At 68.5% G+C, this 18,230-nt stretch carries 19 protein-coding genes and 1 pseudogene; 6 read left to right on the forward strand and 14 right to left on the reverse strand.

Annotated elements, in window-relative coordinates:
• Positions 1 to 17 precede the first annotated feature (17 nt).
• Both BLV92_RS23830 and BLV92_RS23835 read right to left on the reverse strand, forming a co-directional pair.
• Complete coding sequence (locus BLV92_RS23830) at positions 18 to 1,088, reverse strand: AI-2E family transporter (RefSeq protein ID WP_090549772.1); 1,071 nt, start codon at positions 1,086 to 1,088, stop codon at positions 18 to 20.
• A 202-nt stretch (positions 1,089 to 1,290) separates the two neighbouring features.
• A complete protein-coding gene (locus BLV92_RS23835) occupies positions 1,291 to 2,460 on the reverse strand; it encodes a metallophosphoesterase (protein ID WP_090549775.1) in 1,170 nt (389 codons plus the stop codon).
• A 415-nt stretch (positions 2,461 to 2,875) separates the two neighbouring features.
• Between BLV92_RS23835 and BLV92_RS23840 the strand changes: the two genes are divergently transcribed.
• Together BLV92_RS23840 and BLV92_RS23845 are read left to right on the forward strand one after the other, a co-directional pair.
• Positions 2,876 to 3,208 carry a hypothetical protein gene (locus BLV92_RS23840; protein ID WP_090549777.1) on the forward strand — a complete coding sequence of 111 codons (333 nt, stop codon included), beginning with the start codon at positions 2,876 to 2,878 and terminating at the stop codon, positions 3,206 to 3,208.
• Positions 3,209 to 3,310: 102 nt separating this feature from the next.
• Positions 3,311 to 3,904 (forward strand): alpha-ketoglutarate-dependent dioxygenase AlkB family protein, encoded by a 594-nt coding sequence (locus BLV92_RS23845; protein WP_090549780.1) that lies wholly within the window; start codon positions 3,311 to 3,313, stop codon positions 3,902 to 3,904.
• A 152-nt stretch (positions 3,905 to 4,056) separates the two neighbouring features.
• Here the strand turns inward: BLV92_RS23845 and mdcH are convergent, their stop codons facing one another.
• From mdcH to BLV92_RS23885, 8 genes are read right to left on the reverse strand one after another with little or no spacing between them, the layout of a single operon-like run.
• Entirely contained in the window at positions 4,057 to 4,995 is a 939-nt protein-coding gene (gene mdcH / locus BLV92_RS23850; protein WP_090549783.1) for a malonate decarboxylase subunit epsilon, read from the reverse strand.
• The gene (locus tag BLV92_RS23855; protein ID WP_090551382.1) at positions 4,992 to 5,669 is read right to left on the reverse strand and encodes a malonate decarboxylase holo-ACP synthase; all 678 of its coding nucleotides are present in this window, start codon (positions 5,667 to 5,669) and stop codon (positions 4,992 to 4,994) included. The genes mdcH and BLV92_RS23855 overlap by 4 nt, the downstream gene beginning before the upstream one ends.
• The gene (gene mdcE, locus BLV92_RS23860; protein WP_090549787.1) at positions 5,669 to 6,484 is read right to left on the reverse strand and encodes a biotin-independent malonate decarboxylase subunit gamma; all 816 of its coding nucleotides are present in this window, start codon (positions 6,482 to 6,484) and stop codon (positions 5,669 to 5,671) included. Before mdcE ends, BLV92_RS23855 begins: the two co-directional genes overlap by 1 nt.
• Positions 6,481 to 7,371, reverse strand: coding sequence for a biotin-independent malonate decarboxylase subunit beta (locus BLV92_RS23865; RefSeq protein WP_090549790.1), 891 nt, complete (start codon positions 7,369 to 7,371; stop codon positions 6,481 to 6,483). Before BLV92_RS23865 ends, mdcE begins: the two co-directional genes overlap by 4 nt.
• A complete protein-coding gene (locus BLV92_RS23870; protein ID WP_090549792.1) occupies positions 7,368 to 7,682 on the reverse strand; it encodes a malonate decarboxylase subunit delta in 315 nt (104 codons plus the stop codon). The genes BLV92_RS23865 and BLV92_RS23870 overlap by 4 nt, the downstream gene beginning before the upstream one ends.
• Complete coding sequence (locus BLV92_RS23875) at positions 7,670 to 8,641, reverse strand: triphosphoribosyl-dephospho-CoA synthase (RefSeq protein ID WP_090549796.1); 972 nt, start codon at positions 8,639 to 8,641, stop codon at positions 7,670 to 7,672. Before BLV92_RS23875 ends, BLV92_RS23870 begins: the two co-directional genes overlap by 13 nt.
• A gap of 8 nt (positions 8,642 to 8,649) precedes the next feature.
• Complete coding sequence (mdcA, locus tag BLV92_RS23880; protein WP_090549801.1) at positions 8,650 to 10,317, reverse strand: malonate decarboxylase subunit alpha; 1,668 nt, start codon at positions 10,315 to 10,317, stop codon at positions 8,650 to 8,652.
• Between the two features lie 7 nt (positions 10,318 to 10,324).
• Positions 10,325 to 11,062 (reverse strand): GntR family transcriptional regulator, encoded by a 738-nt coding sequence (locus tag BLV92_RS23885; RefSeq protein WP_177197981.1) that lies wholly within the window; start codon positions 11,060 to 11,062, stop codon positions 10,325 to 10,327.
• 220 nt (positions 11,063 to 11,282) lie between these two features.
• Between BLV92_RS23885 and BLV92_RS23890 the strand changes: the two genes are divergently transcribed.
• From BLV92_RS23890 to BLV92_RS23900, 4 genes and pseudogenes are all read left to right on the forward strand, one after another.
• Positions 11,283 to 12,581, forward strand: a complete 1,299-nt coding sequence (locus BLV92_RS23890) for an MFS transporter (RefSeq protein WP_090549807.1) — start codon at positions 11,283 to 11,285, stop codon at positions 12,579 to 12,581.
• A 93-nt stretch (positions 12,582 to 12,674) separates the two neighbouring features.
• The gene (locus tag BLV92_RS23895) at positions 12,675 to 13,505 is read left to right on the forward strand and encodes an arylamine N-acetyltransferase family protein (protein ID WP_090549810.1); all 831 of its coding nucleotides are present in this window, start codon (positions 12,675 to 12,677) and stop codon (positions 13,503 to 13,505) included.
• Between the two features lie 19 nt (positions 13,506 to 13,524).
• Positions 13,525 to 13,803, forward strand: a pseudogene (locus tag BLV92_RS32710) (isoprenylcysteine carboxylmethyltransferase family protein); the annotation flags it as partial.
• A 10-nt stretch (positions 13,804 to 13,813) separates the two neighbouring features.
• The gene (locus BLV92_RS23900; protein WP_090549813.1) at positions 13,814 to 14,134 is read left to right on the forward strand and encodes a TfoX/Sxy family protein; all 321 of its coding nucleotides are present in this window, start codon (positions 13,814 to 13,816) and stop codon (positions 14,132 to 14,134) included.
• Between the two features lie 44 nt (positions 14,135 to 14,178).
• Here the strand turns inward: BLV92_RS23900 and BLV92_RS32210 are convergent, their stop codons facing one another.
• The 4 genes from BLV92_RS32210 to BLV92_RS23915 all read right to left on the reverse strand — a co-directional run bounded on the left by BLV92_RS32210 (position 14,179) and on the right by BLV92_RS23915 (position 18,222).
• Positions 14,179 to 14,325, reverse strand: coding sequence for a hypothetical protein (locus BLV92_RS32210; RefSeq protein WP_166676711.1), 147 nt, complete (start codon positions 14,323 to 14,325; stop codon positions 14,179 to 14,181).
• A complete protein-coding gene (gene cydB, locus BLV92_RS23905; RefSeq protein WP_090549816.1) occupies positions 14,303 to 15,304 on the reverse strand; it encodes a cytochrome d ubiquinol oxidase subunit II in 1,002 nt (333 codons plus the stop codon). The genes BLV92_RS32210 and cydB overlap by 23 nt, the downstream gene beginning before the upstream one ends.
• Before the next feature lie 28 nt (positions 15,305 to 15,332).
• Positions 15,333 to 16,769 carry a cytochrome ubiquinol oxidase subunit I gene (locus BLV92_RS23910; RefSeq protein WP_090549818.1) on the reverse strand — a complete coding sequence of 479 codons (1,437 nt, stop codon included), beginning with the start codon at positions 16,767 to 16,769 and terminating at the stop codon, positions 15,333 to 15,335.
• A gap of 466 nt (positions 16,770 to 17,235) precedes the next feature.
• Positions 17,236 to 18,222 (reverse strand): sulfonate ABC transporter substrate-binding protein, encoded by a 987-nt coding sequence (locus BLV92_RS23915; RefSeq protein ID WP_090549821.1) that lies wholly within the window; start codon positions 18,220 to 18,222, stop codon positions 17,236 to 17,238.
• Positions 18,223 to 18,230: the final 8 nt, after the last annotated feature.

Consider the following 18,230-nt stretch of genomic DNA (forward strand, 5'->3'; position numbering starts at 1 on the left):
TTGGCGCGCCGCGCGGTTCAGTCGTCGCTGTGTTCCTCGCTGTGCTGGTCGCGGCGGAACAGGTCCCAGCAACTGATGAACAGCGCGGCGATCAGCGGCCCGATCACGAAGCCGTTGATGCCGAACAGCGACATCCCGCCGAGCGTCGAGATCAGCACGACCCAGTCCGGCAGCCGCGTGTCCTTGCCGACCAGCACCGGGCGCAGCACGTTGTCGACGGTGCCGATCACGAGCGTGCCGAACAGCGCGAGGCCGATGCCTTTCACCAGCGCGCCGGTCGCGATGAAGTAGATCGCGACCGGCGCCCACACCAGCGCCGCGCCGACCGCCGGCAATAGCGACAGCAGCGCCATCACGACACCCCACAGCAGCGCGCCCTGGACGTTGAGCACCCACAGCGCGAGCCCGCCGAGCGTACCCTGCACGAGCGCGACGACCACGTTGCCCTTCACGGTCGCGCGGATCACGGTCGCGAACTTGCGCAGCAGATGCTGCTTGTGCTGCTCGTCGAGCGGGATCGCGTCGCGCACGAGCAGCGAGATTTCGCGCGCGTCGCGCACGAGGAAGAAGAACAGATACAGCATCACGCCGAAGCTGACGACGAACTGGATCGTGTTCTGCCCGAGGTTCAGCGCCTGGTGCGCGACGAACTGGCTGATCTGCGCCGCGCCCGCCGACAGCCGCTCCTGGAGCCCCGGCAGGTCCATCAGGTCGTAGCGCGCCAGCACGTTTTGCAGCGACTGCGGCAGCGCATGCACGACCTGGCTGAAGTACGAGCCGATGTCCATGCTGCCGGAGCGGATCTGCGCATACGCGGACGCGATCTGCTGGATCAGCGTGCCCGCGACGAAAATCGCCGGCAGGATCACGATGACGAGGCACAGCAGCAGCGTGGTCAGCGCGGCGAGGTTGCGGCGCCGCTTGAAGCGCACGACGAGCCAGCGTTGCACCGGCTGGAAGATCAGCGCGAGTATCGAGCCCCACAGCACGGTGCTGAAGAACGGCGCGAGCACGAAGCACAGCGCGACGGACACCGCGAACAGCAGCAGATAAAACGAGATCCGGTGAAGCGTGTGATTGCCGTCCATGGGCTGGGGAGTCCTGTCGGGGCCGGGCAGTGTGCGGAACGCGGCGCGGCAGGCCGGGAGCGCCGCGCGCGGCCCCCCATGATAACGGCAGTGGGATGGGGCTCTGCGCGCGGGTTGTCGCGGCATCGCGACAGGCGGCGCCGCGACGGGGCGCGAGTCGGTGGTTTTCGATTCCCGAAGGCTGATTTGGCGCGTGCGTGCATCAGCCCGCGTGCGCGCCGCCGCCGACGAGCCGCAGCTTCGTGATCTCGGACGGCGCGCCGAGACGCTTCGGCGGTCCCCAGTAGCCGGTGCCGCGGCTCGTATAGACCCACAGACCGCCGAGTTTCGCGAGCCCGGCGGTGAACGGCTGCTGAAGCCGCACGAGGAAATTCCACGGGAAAATCTGGCCGCCGTGCGTATGGCCGGACAGTTGCAGCGTGAAGCCCGCGTCGGCGGCCGCGTGCGCGGTGCGCGGCTGGTGCGCGAGCAGCACGCGTGTCGCGACGTCGCGCGGCGCGCCGTCGAGCGCGGCGGCCGGGTCGCTGCGATGCGCGGGATCGAAGTGCCCGGCCGTGTAGTCGGTGACGCCGGCGAGCACCAGTTGCGCGTCGCCATGGCCGATCACCACGTGCTCGTTCATCAGCACCGTGAGGCCGATGCGCCGGAACTCCGCGATCCATGCGTCCGCGCCCGAGTAATACTCGTGATTGCCGGTGACCAGATAGACGCCGTGCCGCGCGCGCAGCCGGCCGAGCGGCGCGGTGTGGCGCGCGAGTTGCGCGACGCTGCCGTCGACGACGTCGCCGGTGATCGCGACGACGTCCGCGTCGAGCTGGTTCACCGCATCGACGATGGCGTCCACGTAGTTGCTTTTGATCGTCGGGCCGACGTGCACGTCGCTGATCTGCGCGATCGTGAAGCCTTCGAGCGCGGCGGGCAGGCCGGCAATCGGCACGTCGACGGACAGGATGCGCGCGCGCCGCCGCGCGTTCACGAAACCGACCACGCTCGACAGCACCGCGAGCACGACGACCGCCGCCGCGCTGCCGACGCGCGCGTCGGTCAGATCGATCGCGCGCGGCCAGATCGCGTCGACGGTCATCATCGACGCGAGCACCACGTCGCGCAGCACGGTCAGCATCAACAGCGACGAGAAGAAGCCCATCGCGAGCAGGCCGCTCCACGCGATGCGGTCGCCGAGCGGCTGGCGCTCGATCATCCGCGCGAGCATGCCGGGTGGAATCACGATGCACGACAGCACGAGCCACAGCACGGCGATCCATTTGCCGGCCGCCGGGACCGGCAGGTCGGGGATCAGCCGGAAGCCGACATAAACGTGCAGCAGCACGCCGACGATGATGAAGCGGACCAGAAACGAAAGACGGGGCATGTTGGCCGGATGATGAGAGAGGGAGCGGGGGTAGGGCTGCGGAGCATTCTACCGGCAGCGCGAACGGCGTGCCTGACGTGATGGGGGCGGCGGGCGGGGGCGCGTTGCGATGCGTTTCGGCATTGCTGCAATGCGCCTTGTCATGCGCGTGGTTGCAGGCCGCTCGACCCTGCGGCGCGACCTTGCCGACATCGCGCGATGCAGCACGAAACCTCGTTTTTGAATGCGCATCTGCTGGTGCTGAAAGCCGCGGCACGCGCGTTGCTTCGGCCATGGCGGCGGACTATTAAACGTCCATTGAACCGGCGCAACGGATGAACTATGCTCGATTCAAGGCTCGTCCTCGCGCCGCGAAACAGACAGCGCGAACGGCGGCAGCCGGTTGCGCGAACGCGCACATTGGGGGAGACGGATCATGAAAACGATGAAGCCTGTCACGCACGGCGAGCATCATGACCATGGCCGCAGCATCGGCCATGAATCGAGTCACGTGATGCTGCCGCTGGTGGTCCTGTCGATCATGGCGCTCGCGCTGTATCTCGGCGTCAGACGCATCGATATCTCCGATCTCGGCCGCACGGCCCTGTTCTATGTGGTGATGGTGTTCGTCACGCTCGGCATCGCCGGGCTGTTCGGCTTCGTCGGCGCATGGCTGCATTCGCGCACGACCGACGCCGCGCCGGAAGGCTTCTGCTTCATCGGCGCGTTGATCGGCGCGGTGGTGTTCTACGTCGCGCTGCTGACCTGATGCGTTGTTTTGGCCTCTGTCGAGACAGAGACGCGTCGCGTGTCTCGCGCGGCGTCGTGCGAAACTGCGGGTCCGATCTGTTTCAGCCGATGCGCCTTCACGATGTTCGATCTGTTCGACGACACCCCGCAGCCCGAAGTGGACTGGTTTCCCGGCTGGCTCGCGCCCGACGCGGCGGCCGCGATGTTCGCGCGTGTCGTCGCGGAAACCGCGTGGCAGCAGGACCGCATCCGCACGCCGGCTGGCTGGAATCCGCTGCCGCGCCTGACGGCGTGGCAGGGCGATCCGGATGCCGTCTATGTCTATTCGGGCATCCGCAACGTGCCGCAGCCGTGGTCGCCGGCGGTCGCGGAACTGCGCGACGCCGTCGACGCGATGTGCGGCGTGCGTTTCAACAGCGTGTTGCTGAACCGCTATCGAAGCGGCGCGGACGGCATGGGCTGGCATTCCGACGACGAACCGGAGCTGGGCGCGGAGCCGGTGATCGCGTCGGTGAGCCTCGGCGCGACGCGGCGCTTCGATTTCCGGCACAACGCGACCGGCGTTACGCGTTCGTTCCAGTTGACGGGCGGCAGCCTGCTCGTGATGCGCGGCCAGTCGCAGGCGCAGTGGCGGCATCGGGTGCCGAAGGAGCCGAAAGTCGGCGGCGAGCGGGTGAACCTGACGTTTCGGATCGTCACGCCGCGCGAGCGGTGACTGTGCTCAATTTCGGGATAATCGGCGCGGGGTCGGCTGCTGGCGCTTACCCGCTGTTGCGCGGGTGAAGCGAATGTCTTTGCGCGTATATCTCAACTTCGAGAAATATCGTTTATGCGCATAAACCGGCGATTTGTATCGACGCGATAACGTTACGCGCCGTCGCCGAGCCGCCGCTTCACGATCGACGCCAGCCGATCCGGCGCCAGCGATGCGGCGGCGAGCGCGGTCACATCCGGATAGTGATCGCGGGTGATGTCGGTCAGCACCTCGCCGGGGGGCGCTTCGACGAACACCGTCGCGTCCGATTCGACCATCAGCGTCAGCGCATCGAACCAGCGGACCGTGTGACGCATGTTGGTCGCGAGATCGTCGCGGATCGCGTCGCCGGTGCGTAGCGGCCGTCCGCCGCGATTGTCCACGTACACGCCTCGCGGCGCATGAAACGGCATGTCCTTCGATCCTGCGATCAACTGTTCGGCCGCGTCGTCCAATAGTTTGCAATGCGAAGGGACGGTGACCGCGAGGCGTTGCGCCTTGCGTGCGCCGGTTTTAAGCGCGCGCGTTGAGAACGCGTCGAGCGCCGCGTCCGATCCCGCGACGACGATCTGGCGCGGCGCGTTGACGTTCGCGACGTACACGCGTCCGTGGCCGTCGTCGGCGTGCGCGGCGGCCAGCGTTTCGATCTGCGTTTCGTTCAGGCCGCTGATCGCCGCCAGTCCATAACCGGACGGCCACGCGGACTCCATCAGTTCCGCGCGCTTGCGGACCATCCGCAACGCGTCACTGAACGAGACCGCGCCGCAACTCACCGCCGCCGGATACGCGCCGACCGATAGTCCCGCATAAAACTGCGCGTTCAATCCTTCGCTGGCGAGCGCGCGCGCGACGGCGACGCCCGCAATCGTCATCGCGACCTGCACGGCGACAGTCGAGCGTAGCGCGTCGGTCGTGTCGAGCGTCAACGCATCGAGGCCCAAGGCCGACGACGCTTCGTCGAGCGTTTCACGCACCGCGTCGTGTTCGGGCAGCCGATGCAGGAAACCCGGGTTTTGCGCGCCCTGACCGGGAAACACGAGCGCGAGCGTCATGCCGTTTGCCACGGATCGGCAACGAGCCGCGCGCCGTCGGCGGCGCGGGCGAGCACGCGCGGCTTGCCGGCGGCCAGTTCCGCTAGCGCGACGCCACCCGAGGGTGTTTCGAGTTGTGCGTCGATGCGCGTCTGCACGAGCGAGGACGTTTGGGTCAGCGTATCGGCCAATGCACGCAGCGTCGCCGTTTCGCAGCGTTGAGGCATCCGGATCAGCAGATCGAGGTCGCTGGATCCGGTCGCCGTGTGAACCCGCGCCGCGAGTTCGAAGCCCGCGCTGCCCGTGGGTCCCCACGCGAACTCGTGCAGTGCCGAACGCGTATCGCGCAGCTTCACCAGCGCAGCGAAAGCGGGCAGCGCAATGCGTCCATCGAGCGCCTCGACTGTAACGAGGTCTTCCGGCGACCAGGCGGCCTCGATCGCATCGGCCGCGACCCACGTACCGAAGCGTTGTGCGCGCGTCGCGCCGCGAAAGCCCACGGCGACGAATCCGCTCGCGGCCCGTTCGCGCCGCACGACGGCGAATGGCGCACGCGCGAACGCTTCATGCAGCCAGTCCGGTGTATCGACCTCGTGCGGCCATCGCGCGACGCGCAGCAGATCGTGCGCGCGCCAGCGCGGATCGCACGACAGTGGCGCGTCGGCATCGAACGGCGGCGTGGTCCGCGCGTGCATCACGCGGCGTCCCACTGCTGCGCGAGCCGCCGCCGCACCTCGATCGAGGCCGCGCGCGTGCGTTGCGCCGCGTCGTTGCGCAATCGGCGCGACAGGTCGCGCGTCGCATCCGCGCGCGCGTCGCCGACCATCTCCACGAGTACCGCGCGCACGCGCTCGATCTGCGCGGCGTCCGGCGTTTCCGCGTCGATACCTTCGATCAGTCGATCAAGCAGCCCGAGCTTCGCGAACGACGCCATCGAATACGACATCGGAACAATCGTTTCACCGAGCGTTTCGAGTTCCTCGACGCTGCGGCGCGTGACGCGCGCGGCCGCTTCCTTCCCCATCGCGTGAACCATCGTGCCGGGTGCATCGAGCGCGACGATCCGGTTCGCCTGATAACCGTGCGCGAGGAACGCGCCGGACATCGCCGGCCCGACGATCAGCGCGACCACCGGATGCCCGGCGAGCCGCGCGCTCGCATACGCATCGACGGCCGCCGCGCACGCGAGGTGAATGCCGAGCATCTCTTCGCGATAGCCGTATGCCTGGCTCTTCACGTCGACGATCGCGACGATTGGCCGGCGCACGTCGCGCGCCGCATCGGCGGCGATCGTATCGCGCACCGCGTGCGCGAGCCGCCAGCCCTGTTCGAGGCCGACCACGTTGTCCCGCGCGCGCGGAAAACGGTTCGACGCATCGGGCACGACCGTGATGAAGCGCGCGGTGTCGCCGCCGAGCGGCGCGTCCGCGTACCAGACCGGCGCGGCGCCGGCGCTGTCGCCGGCGAGGGCTTGCAGCCATTGCGCGCCGCGAGTCGTCGTCTTGCTCATGCCGCACCTCCGTTCGATGGCTGCGAACCCGAAGACTGTGCGGCGAAGATCGCGCGCATCGTTTCGGGCGTGATGGTTTGCGGATCGACCTGTGCGAGTTGCGCGAGATAGACGTCCACCTGTTCGCTGCGATGCGCGGGCCGTACGCCGCGTGCGAACGCGTCGCGGACGGCCGAGCGCATCGCATCGGTCGCGTCGTCGACCAGCGCGTCCGCGAAGCCGGTCCGCGCGCGCTGCTCGCCGCCGATCAGTTGCCAGATGCGACGCCGGTCGCTCGCATCGAGTTCGTCGATGCCCGCTTCCTGTTCGATCACTTCGGGGCCGTTCATGCCGAGCCGGCCCTGCTTCGTCATCACGAGATACGAGCACAGCGCGGCCGCGAGCGACATCCCGCCGAAGCAGCCGACCATCCCGGCGATCACGCCGACCACCGGCACGTGCCGGCGCAGTGCGACGATCGCCGCCTGGATCTCCGCGATCACCGCGAGGCCGAGGTTTGCTTCCTGAAGGCGCACGCCGCCGGTCTCGAACAGCACGACCGGCCGCACGATGCGGCCGCGTTCGCAGTCCGCCAGCGCGAGTTCGAGCGCGGCCGCGATCTTGCTGCCCGCGACTTCGCCGATGCTGCCGCCCTGAAACGCGGACTCGATCGCGGCGACGACGGCCGGCTCGCCGTCGATCGTGCCGCGCGCGATCACGACGCCGTCGTCGGCCTGGCACACGATGCCCTGCAACGGCAGCCACGGCGATTCGAGCCGGTCGAACGGGCCGAGCAGTTCGCGGAACGTGCCGGCGTCGAGCAATGCGCGCGCGCGTTCACGCGCGGTCAGTTCGATGAAGCTGTCGTGCAGCAGCGCGTGCGGGGAAGGGGAAACAACCGTGCTCATGACCGTGCTCCTTGCGCGTCGTCCTGCGCGGCCTCGACCGCTTCCGCGAGCCGCAGCGCGACGACGCCCGGCGTCGCGCCGAAGTCGTTGATCTCGATGAGCGCCGCGCCGTCGTAGCGCGTGAAGAAGCGGTCGAGCACGCTCTTCCAGATGTGGCTGTAGCCATCGACGCTCGTGTGCACGACGACACGCGCCCGCATCGCGCCGGCCGGTTGCAGCAGCACTTCGAGGTCGCCCGAGCCGACCACGCCGACGTGTGCGCGCGTCGTCACCGCGCGCTGCGCCGGATACTCGAATGTCAGTTGTTCCATGAAGCCGTCCTTCCGCGGGTGCGGTGCTGAAGCAGTCTGTCGATGAAGAGCGTCGCGGCGAGCAGGTCGGCCGCGCCGCCCGGCGACGCGTTGAGCGCGAGCAGCGCGCGTTCTAGCGCGTCGAACGCGGCGCGGCCCGCGCGGGTCGCGACGCCGCCGAGCGCCCGCACGCGGCGCGCGCCTTGCTGCGCGGCGTCGCGGCCGGCGAGGCCCGCGCGATGCAGCAAGCAGGTGTCGTCGAGCGACGCGATGATCGCGAGCAGCGCGTCGATGCGCGCGATGCTTTCGTCGTGTCCGTTCGCGCGTGCTTCATGCAGCGCGGGCAGGCCGATGTGCAGCACGTGAGGAAAGCCGTCCTGCGCTTCGCGCCGCGCGCCGCCGACGTTGTATTGAACGCGGACCCGTTCGCCATGGCTGTCGATCGGCGTCGCGCGCAGGTCGTCGTGGCGCGCGATCTGCGCGCCGGTCGTGCAGATGCGCTCGGCGTCCGTATGCGCATCGGCGGACGGCGACGCATCGCAGATCGCCGCGCCGGCGACCAGCAGCCCGACGATCCAGATCGCGCCGCGATGCGCGTTGCTGCCGTTCGTCGCGTGCAGCATCGCGGCTTCGCCCGCGCGGCCGATGCGCGCAAGCTCGGTGCGCAGCGCGATGCCGGGGCGCGCGCCGCGCGCGCTGCGAGCGAGCGCGGCGAACGTCGGTTCGAGCGCGTGCGCGGAGCGCAGCATCGTCGCGAGATCGAGGTCGCGGTGCGCGCCGCTGCCGCGCGCATCGACGAGCGCGGGTTTCGGCGTCAACCGTGCTTCGTCGACGAGCGCATCGTGCGCGAAGCGCGCGAGCCATGCATCGGGCGCGAGCGTCGCGAACGGCGGGAGCGGGGCGGCGTCCGGTGCAAAAGGCCCGATGCCGCCGTGCGCTGCGTCGCCGGTGGCCGCCGGATAGCCGTGGTGCGTGCGCATTGCCGCGCTCACCAGCTACGGAACCGCGCGGGCGGCGCATACAGGCCGCCGGACCACGTGACGAGATCGTCGATGCTGCGCGCCGCGAGCAGCGAGCGTTTCGCGTCGCCGCGCCGGATGCCGAGATCCTCAGGATACTGAACGATCCCGCGTCGCCGCAGTTCGTCGGTCTTTTCGGGTTTCGCGCGCAGTCCGATCGGCGTGACGCCGGCGACGGCCGCGAGCGTCGCGCGCCGCTCGTCGATGCCTTCCGCGCGATGCAGATGCGCGATCCCTTCCTCGGTGACGACGTGGCTCACGTCGTCGCCGTAGATCATCACCGGCGCGACGGGCATCCCGCTCGCGCGGCCGACCGCGATCGCATCGAGTTCATCGACGAAGGTCGGCTCGCCGCCTTTTTTCCACGTCTCCACCAGTTGCACGACGAGCTTGTGGCCGCGCGACACCGGCCCGGTATCTTTCAGCAGCTTGAGCCACGCTTCGCTCGCGTGCCGCCGGCCGCGCGGATCGTGGCCCATGTTCGGCGCGCCGCCGAAGCCCGCGAGTCGCCCGCGCGTGACGGTGGACGAATTCGCGTCGGCGTCGATCTGCAACGTGGAGCCGATGAACAGATCGACGCCGTATTGCCCGGCCAGCTGGCACAGCACGCGGTTCGACCGCAGGCTGCCGTCCGGGCCGGTAAAGAACACGTCGGGCCGCGCGGCGATGTACGCTTCCATCCCTACCTCGCTGCCGAAGCAGTGCACGCTGTCCACCCAGCCGGACTCGATCGCGGGGATCAGCGTCGGGTGCGGGTTCAGCGTCCAGTTGCGGCAGATTTTGCCCCGGAGGCCGAGCGATTCGCCGTAGGTCGGCAGCAGCAGTTCGATCGCGGCGGTATCGAAGCCGATCCCGTGATTCAGCGCGGTGATGCCATACGGCGCGTAGATGCCCTTGATGACCATCATCGCGGTCAGCACCTGAAGGTCGCCGATGTGACGCGGATCGCGCGTGAACAGCGGCTCGACCGCATACGGCCGGTCCGCCTGCACGACGACGTCGACCCACGAGCCGGGAATGTCGACGCGCGGCAGTTCGTCGACGATCTCGTTCACCTGCACGATCACGATGCCCTGGCTGAAAGCGGCGGCCTCCGCGATCGTCGGCGTGTCTTCGGTGTTCGGGCCGGTGTACAGGTTGCCGTGACGGTCCGCTTTCTCCGCGCACAGCAGCGCGACCTGCGGCGTCAGGTCGACGAACATCCGCGCATACAGTTCGACATACGTATGAATCGCGCCGACTTCGAGCTGCCCGTCTTCGAGCAGTTGCGCGACGCGCAGGCTCTGCGCGCCCGCATACGAGAAGTCGACGCGATGCGCGATGCCGCGCTCGAACAGCGTCAGATGCTCGGGGCGGCTGATGCTCGATATCAGCAGATGCACGCCGTTCACGGTGGCGGGATCGACCTGCGCCAGCGAGCGCGACAGGAAGTCGGCCTGTTTCTGGTTGTCGCCTTCCAGCGCGACGCGGTCGCCGGGGCGGATCAGCCGTTCGAGCGCGTCGGTCAGACGGGCGGCGGGCAGCACGCCGTCTTCGAGCCAGCCGGCGACGGCGGCGAGGCGGCGGGCCTTCTCGTCGCGCCGCGTGGTCCACGAGCGGGCGGCGGGCGAGGTCGGCGTTTCGGCGGAAGGGTTCATCGGAGGTTCAACTCCTCGTGCGGGAAGACGACGGACGGGGCCGGCGCACGCGCGGCGCGGCGGCTTCGTCGGCCGGCGTGTTCGTGGTCAGGAAACGATAGATCAATTCGCCGGTGCCGAGCAGATGCGCGGCCACGAGCGACTGCGCAGCCGCGGTCTCGCCGCGTTTCACCGCCGCAAGAATCTCCGCGTGCTCCGCATCGGACTCGCCCTTGTATTGCGGAAAGTCGAGCTTGAGCCGCAGATAACGTTCGCCGCGCCGATGCAGCGTCGCGATCATCTCCAGCAACTGCGCGCGCGCGGCCGGCGCGTACAGGCTCTTGTGGAACGCCTCGTTGCGCGCGACGTACAGCGACGGATCGCGCTCGCGCTTCGCCGCGTTGTACAGCGAAGTCGCCTCGCGCAGCGTCGCCGCGGTGTGCCGCGGAATCGCGATGCCGAGCGCGAGGCTTTCCAGCGCGGAGCGGATCTCGTAGATTTCGCGCGCCTCGTCGGCGGACAGCGACGCGACCGACGCGCCCTTGTTTACCTCGATCTTCGCCCAGCCCTCGCTCGCGAGCTGGCGCAGCGCCTCGCGAACCGGAATCGCGCTGACCGAGAAGTGGCGCGCGATCGCGTCCTGGCGCAGCGGCGCGTCGGGCGCGAGCGAACCGTCGACGATCGCCGTGCGCAGCGCGTCGGCAATCATCCGCGAAGTGCTGGTGCGCGGCGTCTCGGCGGCCGGCAGGCCGGTGGTCGTACTCATGGTTGGGCTCGTGCGTTCCAGGGGAAAACCATTCGTTGCGTCGGGCGTGAGATTGAATATTATATATAAAACGACGTCGGCGCCAGCCGCAAATAACCCGCTCGAAGACGGGCGTCGTCGCGCCGGACGGGCATGGCGGATGCGCTTCATCGCGCGTCGCGCAGGACCGGCGGCGCGTCGGGGCATTCCTGATATCGCTGGAGCACCGGAGACACGCATCATGAATTCGATCACCGATACCGCGCGCGGCGCGCGCAAACGCACGCCGCTGAACCGCTCGCAGATCGCCGGTTTCTGGGGCGCGTGGGCGGGCTGGACGCTCGACGGCATGGACTCGTTCATCTACGCGCTGGTGCTCACGCCGGCGCTCGCCGAACTGCTGCCGAGGTCCGGCTACGCGGCGACCGCGAGCAATATCGGCCTGGCGGGCTCGATCCTGTTCGCGTTGTTCCTCGTCGGCTGGGGGCTGTCGTTCGTCTGGGGGCCGCTCGCGGACCGCTTCGGCCGCACGCGCGTGCTCGCGGCGACGATCTTCATGTTCGCGATCTTCACCGGCCTCGCGGCGACCTCGCAGAACGTGTGGCAGCTCGGCATCTACCGGTTTCTCGCGGGCGTCGGCATCGGCGGCGAATGGGCGCTCGCCGGTACCTACGTCGCGGAGGCGTGGCCCGAGGACCGGCGCAAGATGGGCGCCGGTTATCTGCAAACCGGCTATTACGCGGGCTTTTTTCTCGCGGCCGCGCTGAACTATACGGTCGGCGTGCATTTCGGCTGGCGCGCGATGTTCCTGACCGGCGCGGTGCCGGTCGTCGTCGCGATCCTGATCCTGCTGCGTGTGAAGGAGACCGACAAGTGGCGCAACGCCGAGGCGCGCGTCGTGCATACGCGGCCACTGCGCGAGATTCTCGGCCCGGGTTATCGGCGGCGCACGTGGGTGGCGTGCGCGCTGCTGACGATCGCGATCATCGGGCTGTGGGCGGGCGCGGTGTACGAGCCGTCCGCGGTGATCCAGCTTGCGACGCGCGCCGGCGCGAACAAGGCCGAAGCGATCCGCAGCGCGTCGATCGCGACCGGCATCCTGTCGATCGGCACGATCCTCGGCTGTCTCGCGCTGCCGCCGCTCGCGGAACGGATCGGCCGCAAGTGGACGCTCGCGGTGTATTTCGCGGGGATGGCGGTGTCGATCGCGGCCAGCTTCGGCTGGGCTTTTTATTTGCCGAATGGACTGGTGCCGTTCGTCGCATGGCTGTTCGTGCTCGGCTTCTTCGGCGGCAACTTCGCGCTGTTCAGCCTGTGGCTGCCGGAACAGTTCGAGACGCGCGTGCGCGCGACCGCGTTCGCGTTCTGCACGTCGTTCGGCCGCTTCGTCGGCGCGGGGGTGAACTTCCTGCTCGGCGCGGCGGTGCTGCGCATGCATACGCTCGGCGTGCCGGTCGCGTTGACGGCGCTCGCGTTCGTCATCGGCTTGCTGGTGATTCCGTTCGCGCCGGAAACGAAGGGGGAAGTGCTGCCGGAGTGAGGGCGCGCGTTGTCGCGATGGCGTCGTGGGCGCGATACGCCTATCATCACCCGCGTGCTCCTGCATGCCCTTGACGCCTCGATCTCGCTCCCCATGTCCGACACCCGCCTCCTCGACCGTTACCTGTCCCGCATCGGCTACCACGGCGAGCGCGCCGCGACGCTCGCCGCGCTGCGCGAACTGCATCGCCTGCATCCGCCCGCGATCCCTTTCGAAAACCTCGATCCGCTCGCGGGCCGCCCGGTGGCGATCGACCTCGATTCGATCGCCGCGAAACTCGTGGACCGCCGGCGCGGCGGCTACTGCTTCGAGCACAACACGCTGTTCGCGCATGCGCTGACGCAGTTCGGTTTTCGCGTGACGCCGCTCGCCGCGCGCGTGCTGATCGGCGGCGGCCCGGACGCGATTACGCCGCGCACGCATATGCTGCTGCGAGTCGATATCGACGGCGACGCGTGGATCGCGGACGTCGGCTTCGGCGGCGTCACGCTGTGCGCGCCGCTGGCGCTCGCCTCGCGCGACGCGCAGCCGACGCCGCACGAACCCGCGCGCATCGACGAAGCACCAGATGGCGCATATACGCTGTCCGTGCAGATGGGCGACGCCTGGAAGCCGATCTATCGCTTCGATCTTGCGCGTGCGGAGTCCGTCGATTACGAAGTCGCGAACTGGTACACGTCCACGTCGCCGGACGTGCTGTTCACCGGCAACCTGCTCGCGTGCCGGCCGTTGCCCGAGGGCCGCGCGATCCTGTTCAACGATCGCTACAGCGAATGCGACCCGCAATGGCGGCGCACCGAGCGCACGCTCGGCAGCGCGCGGGAACTCGAAACGTGTCTGCGCGAACGCTTCGGCATCGATACGGCAGGTTTCGACGTCGATGCGCTTTACGCGCGGGTGGCGGGACGCGGCGCGAGCCTCTGAGCACCGCACGGAACCCGCGATGATCGCCCGATTGTTCGTGCAGACGCTGGGCTGGCTCGCGACGATGAGCGCATTGCTGTTCGCGGCGGCCGGCACGTTGGCGTGGCCGGCTGCATGGCTCTATCTGCTCGAACTCGGCGCCGCGGGATTGTGGGTCGGGTTGTGGCTCGCGCGCGTCGATCCGGCGCTGCTCGCGGAACGGATGGCGCCGTTCGTGTCGCGTTCGCAGCGTCCGTGGGATCGCGTGTTCATGGTCTGTGTCGCGATCGGCTTTTGCGCCTGGTTCGGACTGATCGGCGGTCGATGCGGTGCTGGCCGCGCAGCCGGACGTCGCGGGCCGCACGCTGTTCGGTTGTCCCGCGTGGTTCGCGGACGGCCGGATGTTCGCGTGCGCATACGGCGACGGGCTTGCGCTGAAGCTGCCGGCGCACGTTGCGCAGGAGCGGCTGGATTCGCATCGTGCGCAGCCGTTCCAGCCTTACGGCAGGGCCGCGATGAACGGATGGATCGTGTTCGGCGTCACGTCCGCGAGCGATCCCGACGATGCGGCTCGTGAGCTGCTGGCAGTTGCGCTGGACTTCGCGCGCACGCAGCAGCCGCCCTCGAAAAAGCGCGGCCGCCCGCGATGAGCGCCGCGCAATTCAAAGGGAAACCGGAAACGCGTCGGCCTCGATCACTTCACCGCGAACAGCGTCAGGTTCATCAGCACCTTGAACGCGAACCCGAGGCTCATCGCCGCCGCGACGCCCGCGCACCACAGCAGCACGAACCATAACCAGCCGGGCAGCCGGCGACGCTCAGTGGTAGTGTTGGTCTGCATGGCTCACCTTTCCACGGAATACCCAGTAACCCATCGTCGTATAGGCGATGATGATCGGCAGGATAACCGCTGCGCCGATCAGTGTGAAGATCTGGCTCGAACGCGGCGCGGCCGCTTCCCATAACGTGACGCTTTGCGGAATCGCATACGGCCACAGGCTCACCAGCAGTCCGATGTAGCCGAGCAGCACGAGGCCGAGCGCGGCGATGAACGGCGTCGCGTGATGACGGTTGCGCACCGCGCGCCACATCCACCCCGCGCACGCAATCACGAGGAACGGCACCGGCGCGAGCCGCCAGAACAGGCCCGAATCGAACCAGCGGCCGGCGATGTCCGGCTCCTGCAGCGGCGTCCACAGGCTGACGACCGCGATGAAGCCGAGCAGCACGACGGTCAGCGGCCACACGATCCGGTGCAGACGCCGCTGCAGGTCGCCTTCGGTCTTCGCGACGAGCCAGCAGCAGCCGAGCAGCGCATAGGTCGCGACGACGCCTAGGCCCGTCAGCAGCGTGAACGGCGTGAACCAGCCGAACGAGTCGCCGGCGAAGCGGCCGTTCTCGACCGGGATGCCTTGCAGATACGCGCCGAGCGCGACGCCCTGGAAGAACGACGCGCCTGTCGAGCCGCCGATGAACGCGAGGTCCCACAGATACTTCGTGCGGTTCGACTTCGCGCGCAGTTCGAACGACACGCCGCGGAAGATCAGGCACATGAGCATGAACACGAGCGGCAGATACAGCGCGGACAGCACGGTCGCGTAGACGACCGGAAACACCGCGAACAGTCCCGCGCCGCCGAGTACGAGCCACGTTTCGTTGCCGTCCCAGACCGGCGCGACGGTGTTCATCATCAGGTCGCGCTCGCGCTCGTCGGGGAAGAACGGAAAGACGATGCCGATGCCGAGGTCGAAGCCGTCCAGCACGACATACATGAACACGCCGAGCGCGATGATCGCAGCCCAGATTACGGTGACATCCATTTTGGCCTCGTCGGAAGTAGGGCGTGGATCAGGCGTCGATCAACTGATCGGCGGCGGACAGCGGACGGCGCGCGGTCTTGTCGGCGGGCAGGGCCGGCATCGGCTGCGCGCCGTGCGGCGGCACGCCGTCCGGCGTCTTGCCCGGCAGCGCGGGGCCGGTGCGCATCAGCTTCAGCAGGTAATAGACGCCGGTGCCGAACACGAGGAAATAGACCATCACGAACGCCATCAGCGACACGCCGACCTGCTGCGCGGACAGCGGCGACACGGCTTGCGCGGTCCGCATCACGCCGTACACGACCCACGGCTGGCGGCCCGCTTCGGTCGTGACCCAGCCCGCGAGCAGCGTGACGAAGCCGGTCGGCCCCATCGCGAGCGCGAAACGCTGGAACCAGCGCGCTTCGTACAGCGTGCCGCGCCGGCGCAGCACCCAGCCGGCGACCGCGAGCGCGATCATCAGCAGGCCGAGGCCGACCATCACGCGGAAGCTCCAGAACACGAGCGTCGAGTTCGGCCGTTCGTCGGGCGGGAATTCCTTCAGGCCGCGAATCTCGCCGTTCCAGCTATGCGTGAGGATCAGGCTGCCGAGGTGCGGGACCGCGACGCGATAGCGGGTCGTCTCGGCCTTCATGTCCGGGATGCCGAACAGGTTCAGCGCGGTGCCGCCCTTTTCGGTGTCCCACAGCCCTTCGATCGCGGCGATCTTCGCGGGCTGGTATTCGCGCGTGTTCAGCCCGTGCTGGTCGCCGACGAACGCCTGCACCGGCGCGAGCACGAGCAGCAGGCCGAGCGCCATCGAGAACATCTTCTTCACGGCGGGATCGCGGCGGCCCTTCAGCAGATGCCACGCGCCGGTGCCCGCGACGACGAGCGCCGCGACGATGAACGCGGCAATCGCCATGTGCGCGAGGCGGTACGGGAACGACGGATTGAAGACGATCTTGAACCAGTCGGTCGGCACGACGCGGCCGTTCACGATCTCGAAGCCCTGCGGCGTCTGCATCCAGCTATTCGACGCGAGGATCCAGAACGTCGAGATCAGCGTGCCGATCGCGACCATCAGCGTCGCGCCGAAGTGCGCGCGCGGGCTCACGCGGTTCCAGCCGAACAGCATGATGCCGAGGAAGCCGGCTTCGAGGAAAAACGCGGTCATCACCTCGTACATCAGCAGCGGGCCGGTGACCGGGCCGGCGAACGCGGAGAAGCCGGACCAGTTGGTGCCGAACTCGTAGCTCATCACGACGCCGGAGACGACGCCCATGCCGAACGCGACGGCGAAGATCTTCGACCAGAACAGGCACAGGTCCTTGTACCAGCCCTTGCCGGTCTTGAGCCAGCAGCCTTCGAGCACGGCGATGAAACTCGCGAGGCCGATCGACAGCGCGGGGAAGACGATGTGGAACGAAACGGTGAATGCGAATTGCAGGCGGGCCAGATCGAAGGCCGAGAGTGAGGAGGTTTCCATATGCGTGTGGGATACGGATGGCTTCGCGCGACGGCCGTTGCCGCGGCGCACTGCACTTGGGGCAGATGGGCGCATCGTAAGAGAAAGGGCGCGGCTTTGCTGCGGTGCGGCGTGCGCCAGCGTGTCGCAGTTGCGCGGGGGGAAAACGCCGGGTGCAACGTTAATGCGTTGATATGAATCAATTTTGCGGCGCGGCTTGTGTGGTTGCCCGAGCGCGCAGAGGGGCGCGTGGTGCGGCAATACACCGCGATATGGCCCCGGTTGCGACAATTCGCCCGGTGGTGGCTGCGGGGCGTTTCGGCGGGGTGGGGCGGGAGGGCGTAGACCGGAGCGGGGAATCCGGCGTGTTGCGGTGCGGCGAGGGGGGCGACGGGTGGTCGGGCCGTCGTTTCGGGATGCGCGGCCGTTCGCGCCGCGTTCGACGCGAGAGCCGCGCCGGCCGCCGTTTCAGGCGGCCGAAAGCCGGTTACTTCCCGGCGACCTTCGCGCCGTTTTCCGCGTCGTGCCACACGACGTCGCGCACGACGAGCTTCTGCGGAATCAGCTTCGCGCCATAAAACGCATCGGCGACGCTCTGCTGCGAGCGGATCACTTCGTCGTCGATCGTGGTCGCGCCATACGGCACGCGGCGCACCCACGTCTCGACGAGCGCCGCGTCGAGGCCGACCTTCGGCGCGAGCAGCGCGGCCGTTTCGGCCGGATGCGCGTTGACCCAGAGGCCGGTCGTGCGCAGTTGCGCGAGGATCGCGTTCACCGCGGCCGGCTGTTGCTGCGCGAAGTCGCGCGTCGCCTCGTAGAAGTTGAACGCGGTGTCGAGCGACGTGTAGTCGGCGACCGTGCGCGCATGCAGCGCCTGCTGCGCGGCCGCATAGTATGGATCCCATATCACCCACGCGTCGACGCTGCCGCTTTCGAACGCGGCGCGCGCGTCGGCGGGCGCGAGATAGACCGGGTGAATGTCCTCGTAGCGCAGCCCCGCCTTCGACACGAGTTCGAGCAGCAGATAGTTCGAACTCGATCCCTTCTGCAACGCGATGCGCTTGCCGCGCAGGTCCGCGAGCGTGCGGACCGGCGAGTCGGGCTTCACGATCAGCGCCTCGTTGTGGCGTCCGCCGGGTTCCGCGCCGACGTACACGAAGCGGATGCCCGCGGCTTGCGCGAACACCGGCGGCGGCGCGCCGGTATAGCCGAAGTCGATGCTGTTGGCGTTCAACGCTTCGAGCAGTTGCGGGCCGGCCGGGAACTCGAACCACTTCACGTCGTAGCCGAGCGGCGACAGCGCGCGTTCGAGCGAGCCTTGCGCCTTCAGCACCGCGAGCAGGCCGGCTTTCTGGTAGCCGATTCGGACCGTGTGCGCGGCGGGCTGCTGCGCGTGCACAGCGCCGGCCGCGAACGTCAGGAAAGCGGCGAGCGCGAACGCGCGCCGCAGCGTGAATCGGGATGACGGGATCATGCGACGCT

It is taken from the genome of Paraburkholderia caballeronis (assembly GCF_900104845.1).
In the GTDB taxonomy this organism is placed as follows: domain Bacteria; phylum Pseudomonadota; class Gammaproteobacteria; order Burkholderiales; family Burkholderiaceae; genus Paraburkholderia; species Paraburkholderia caballeronis.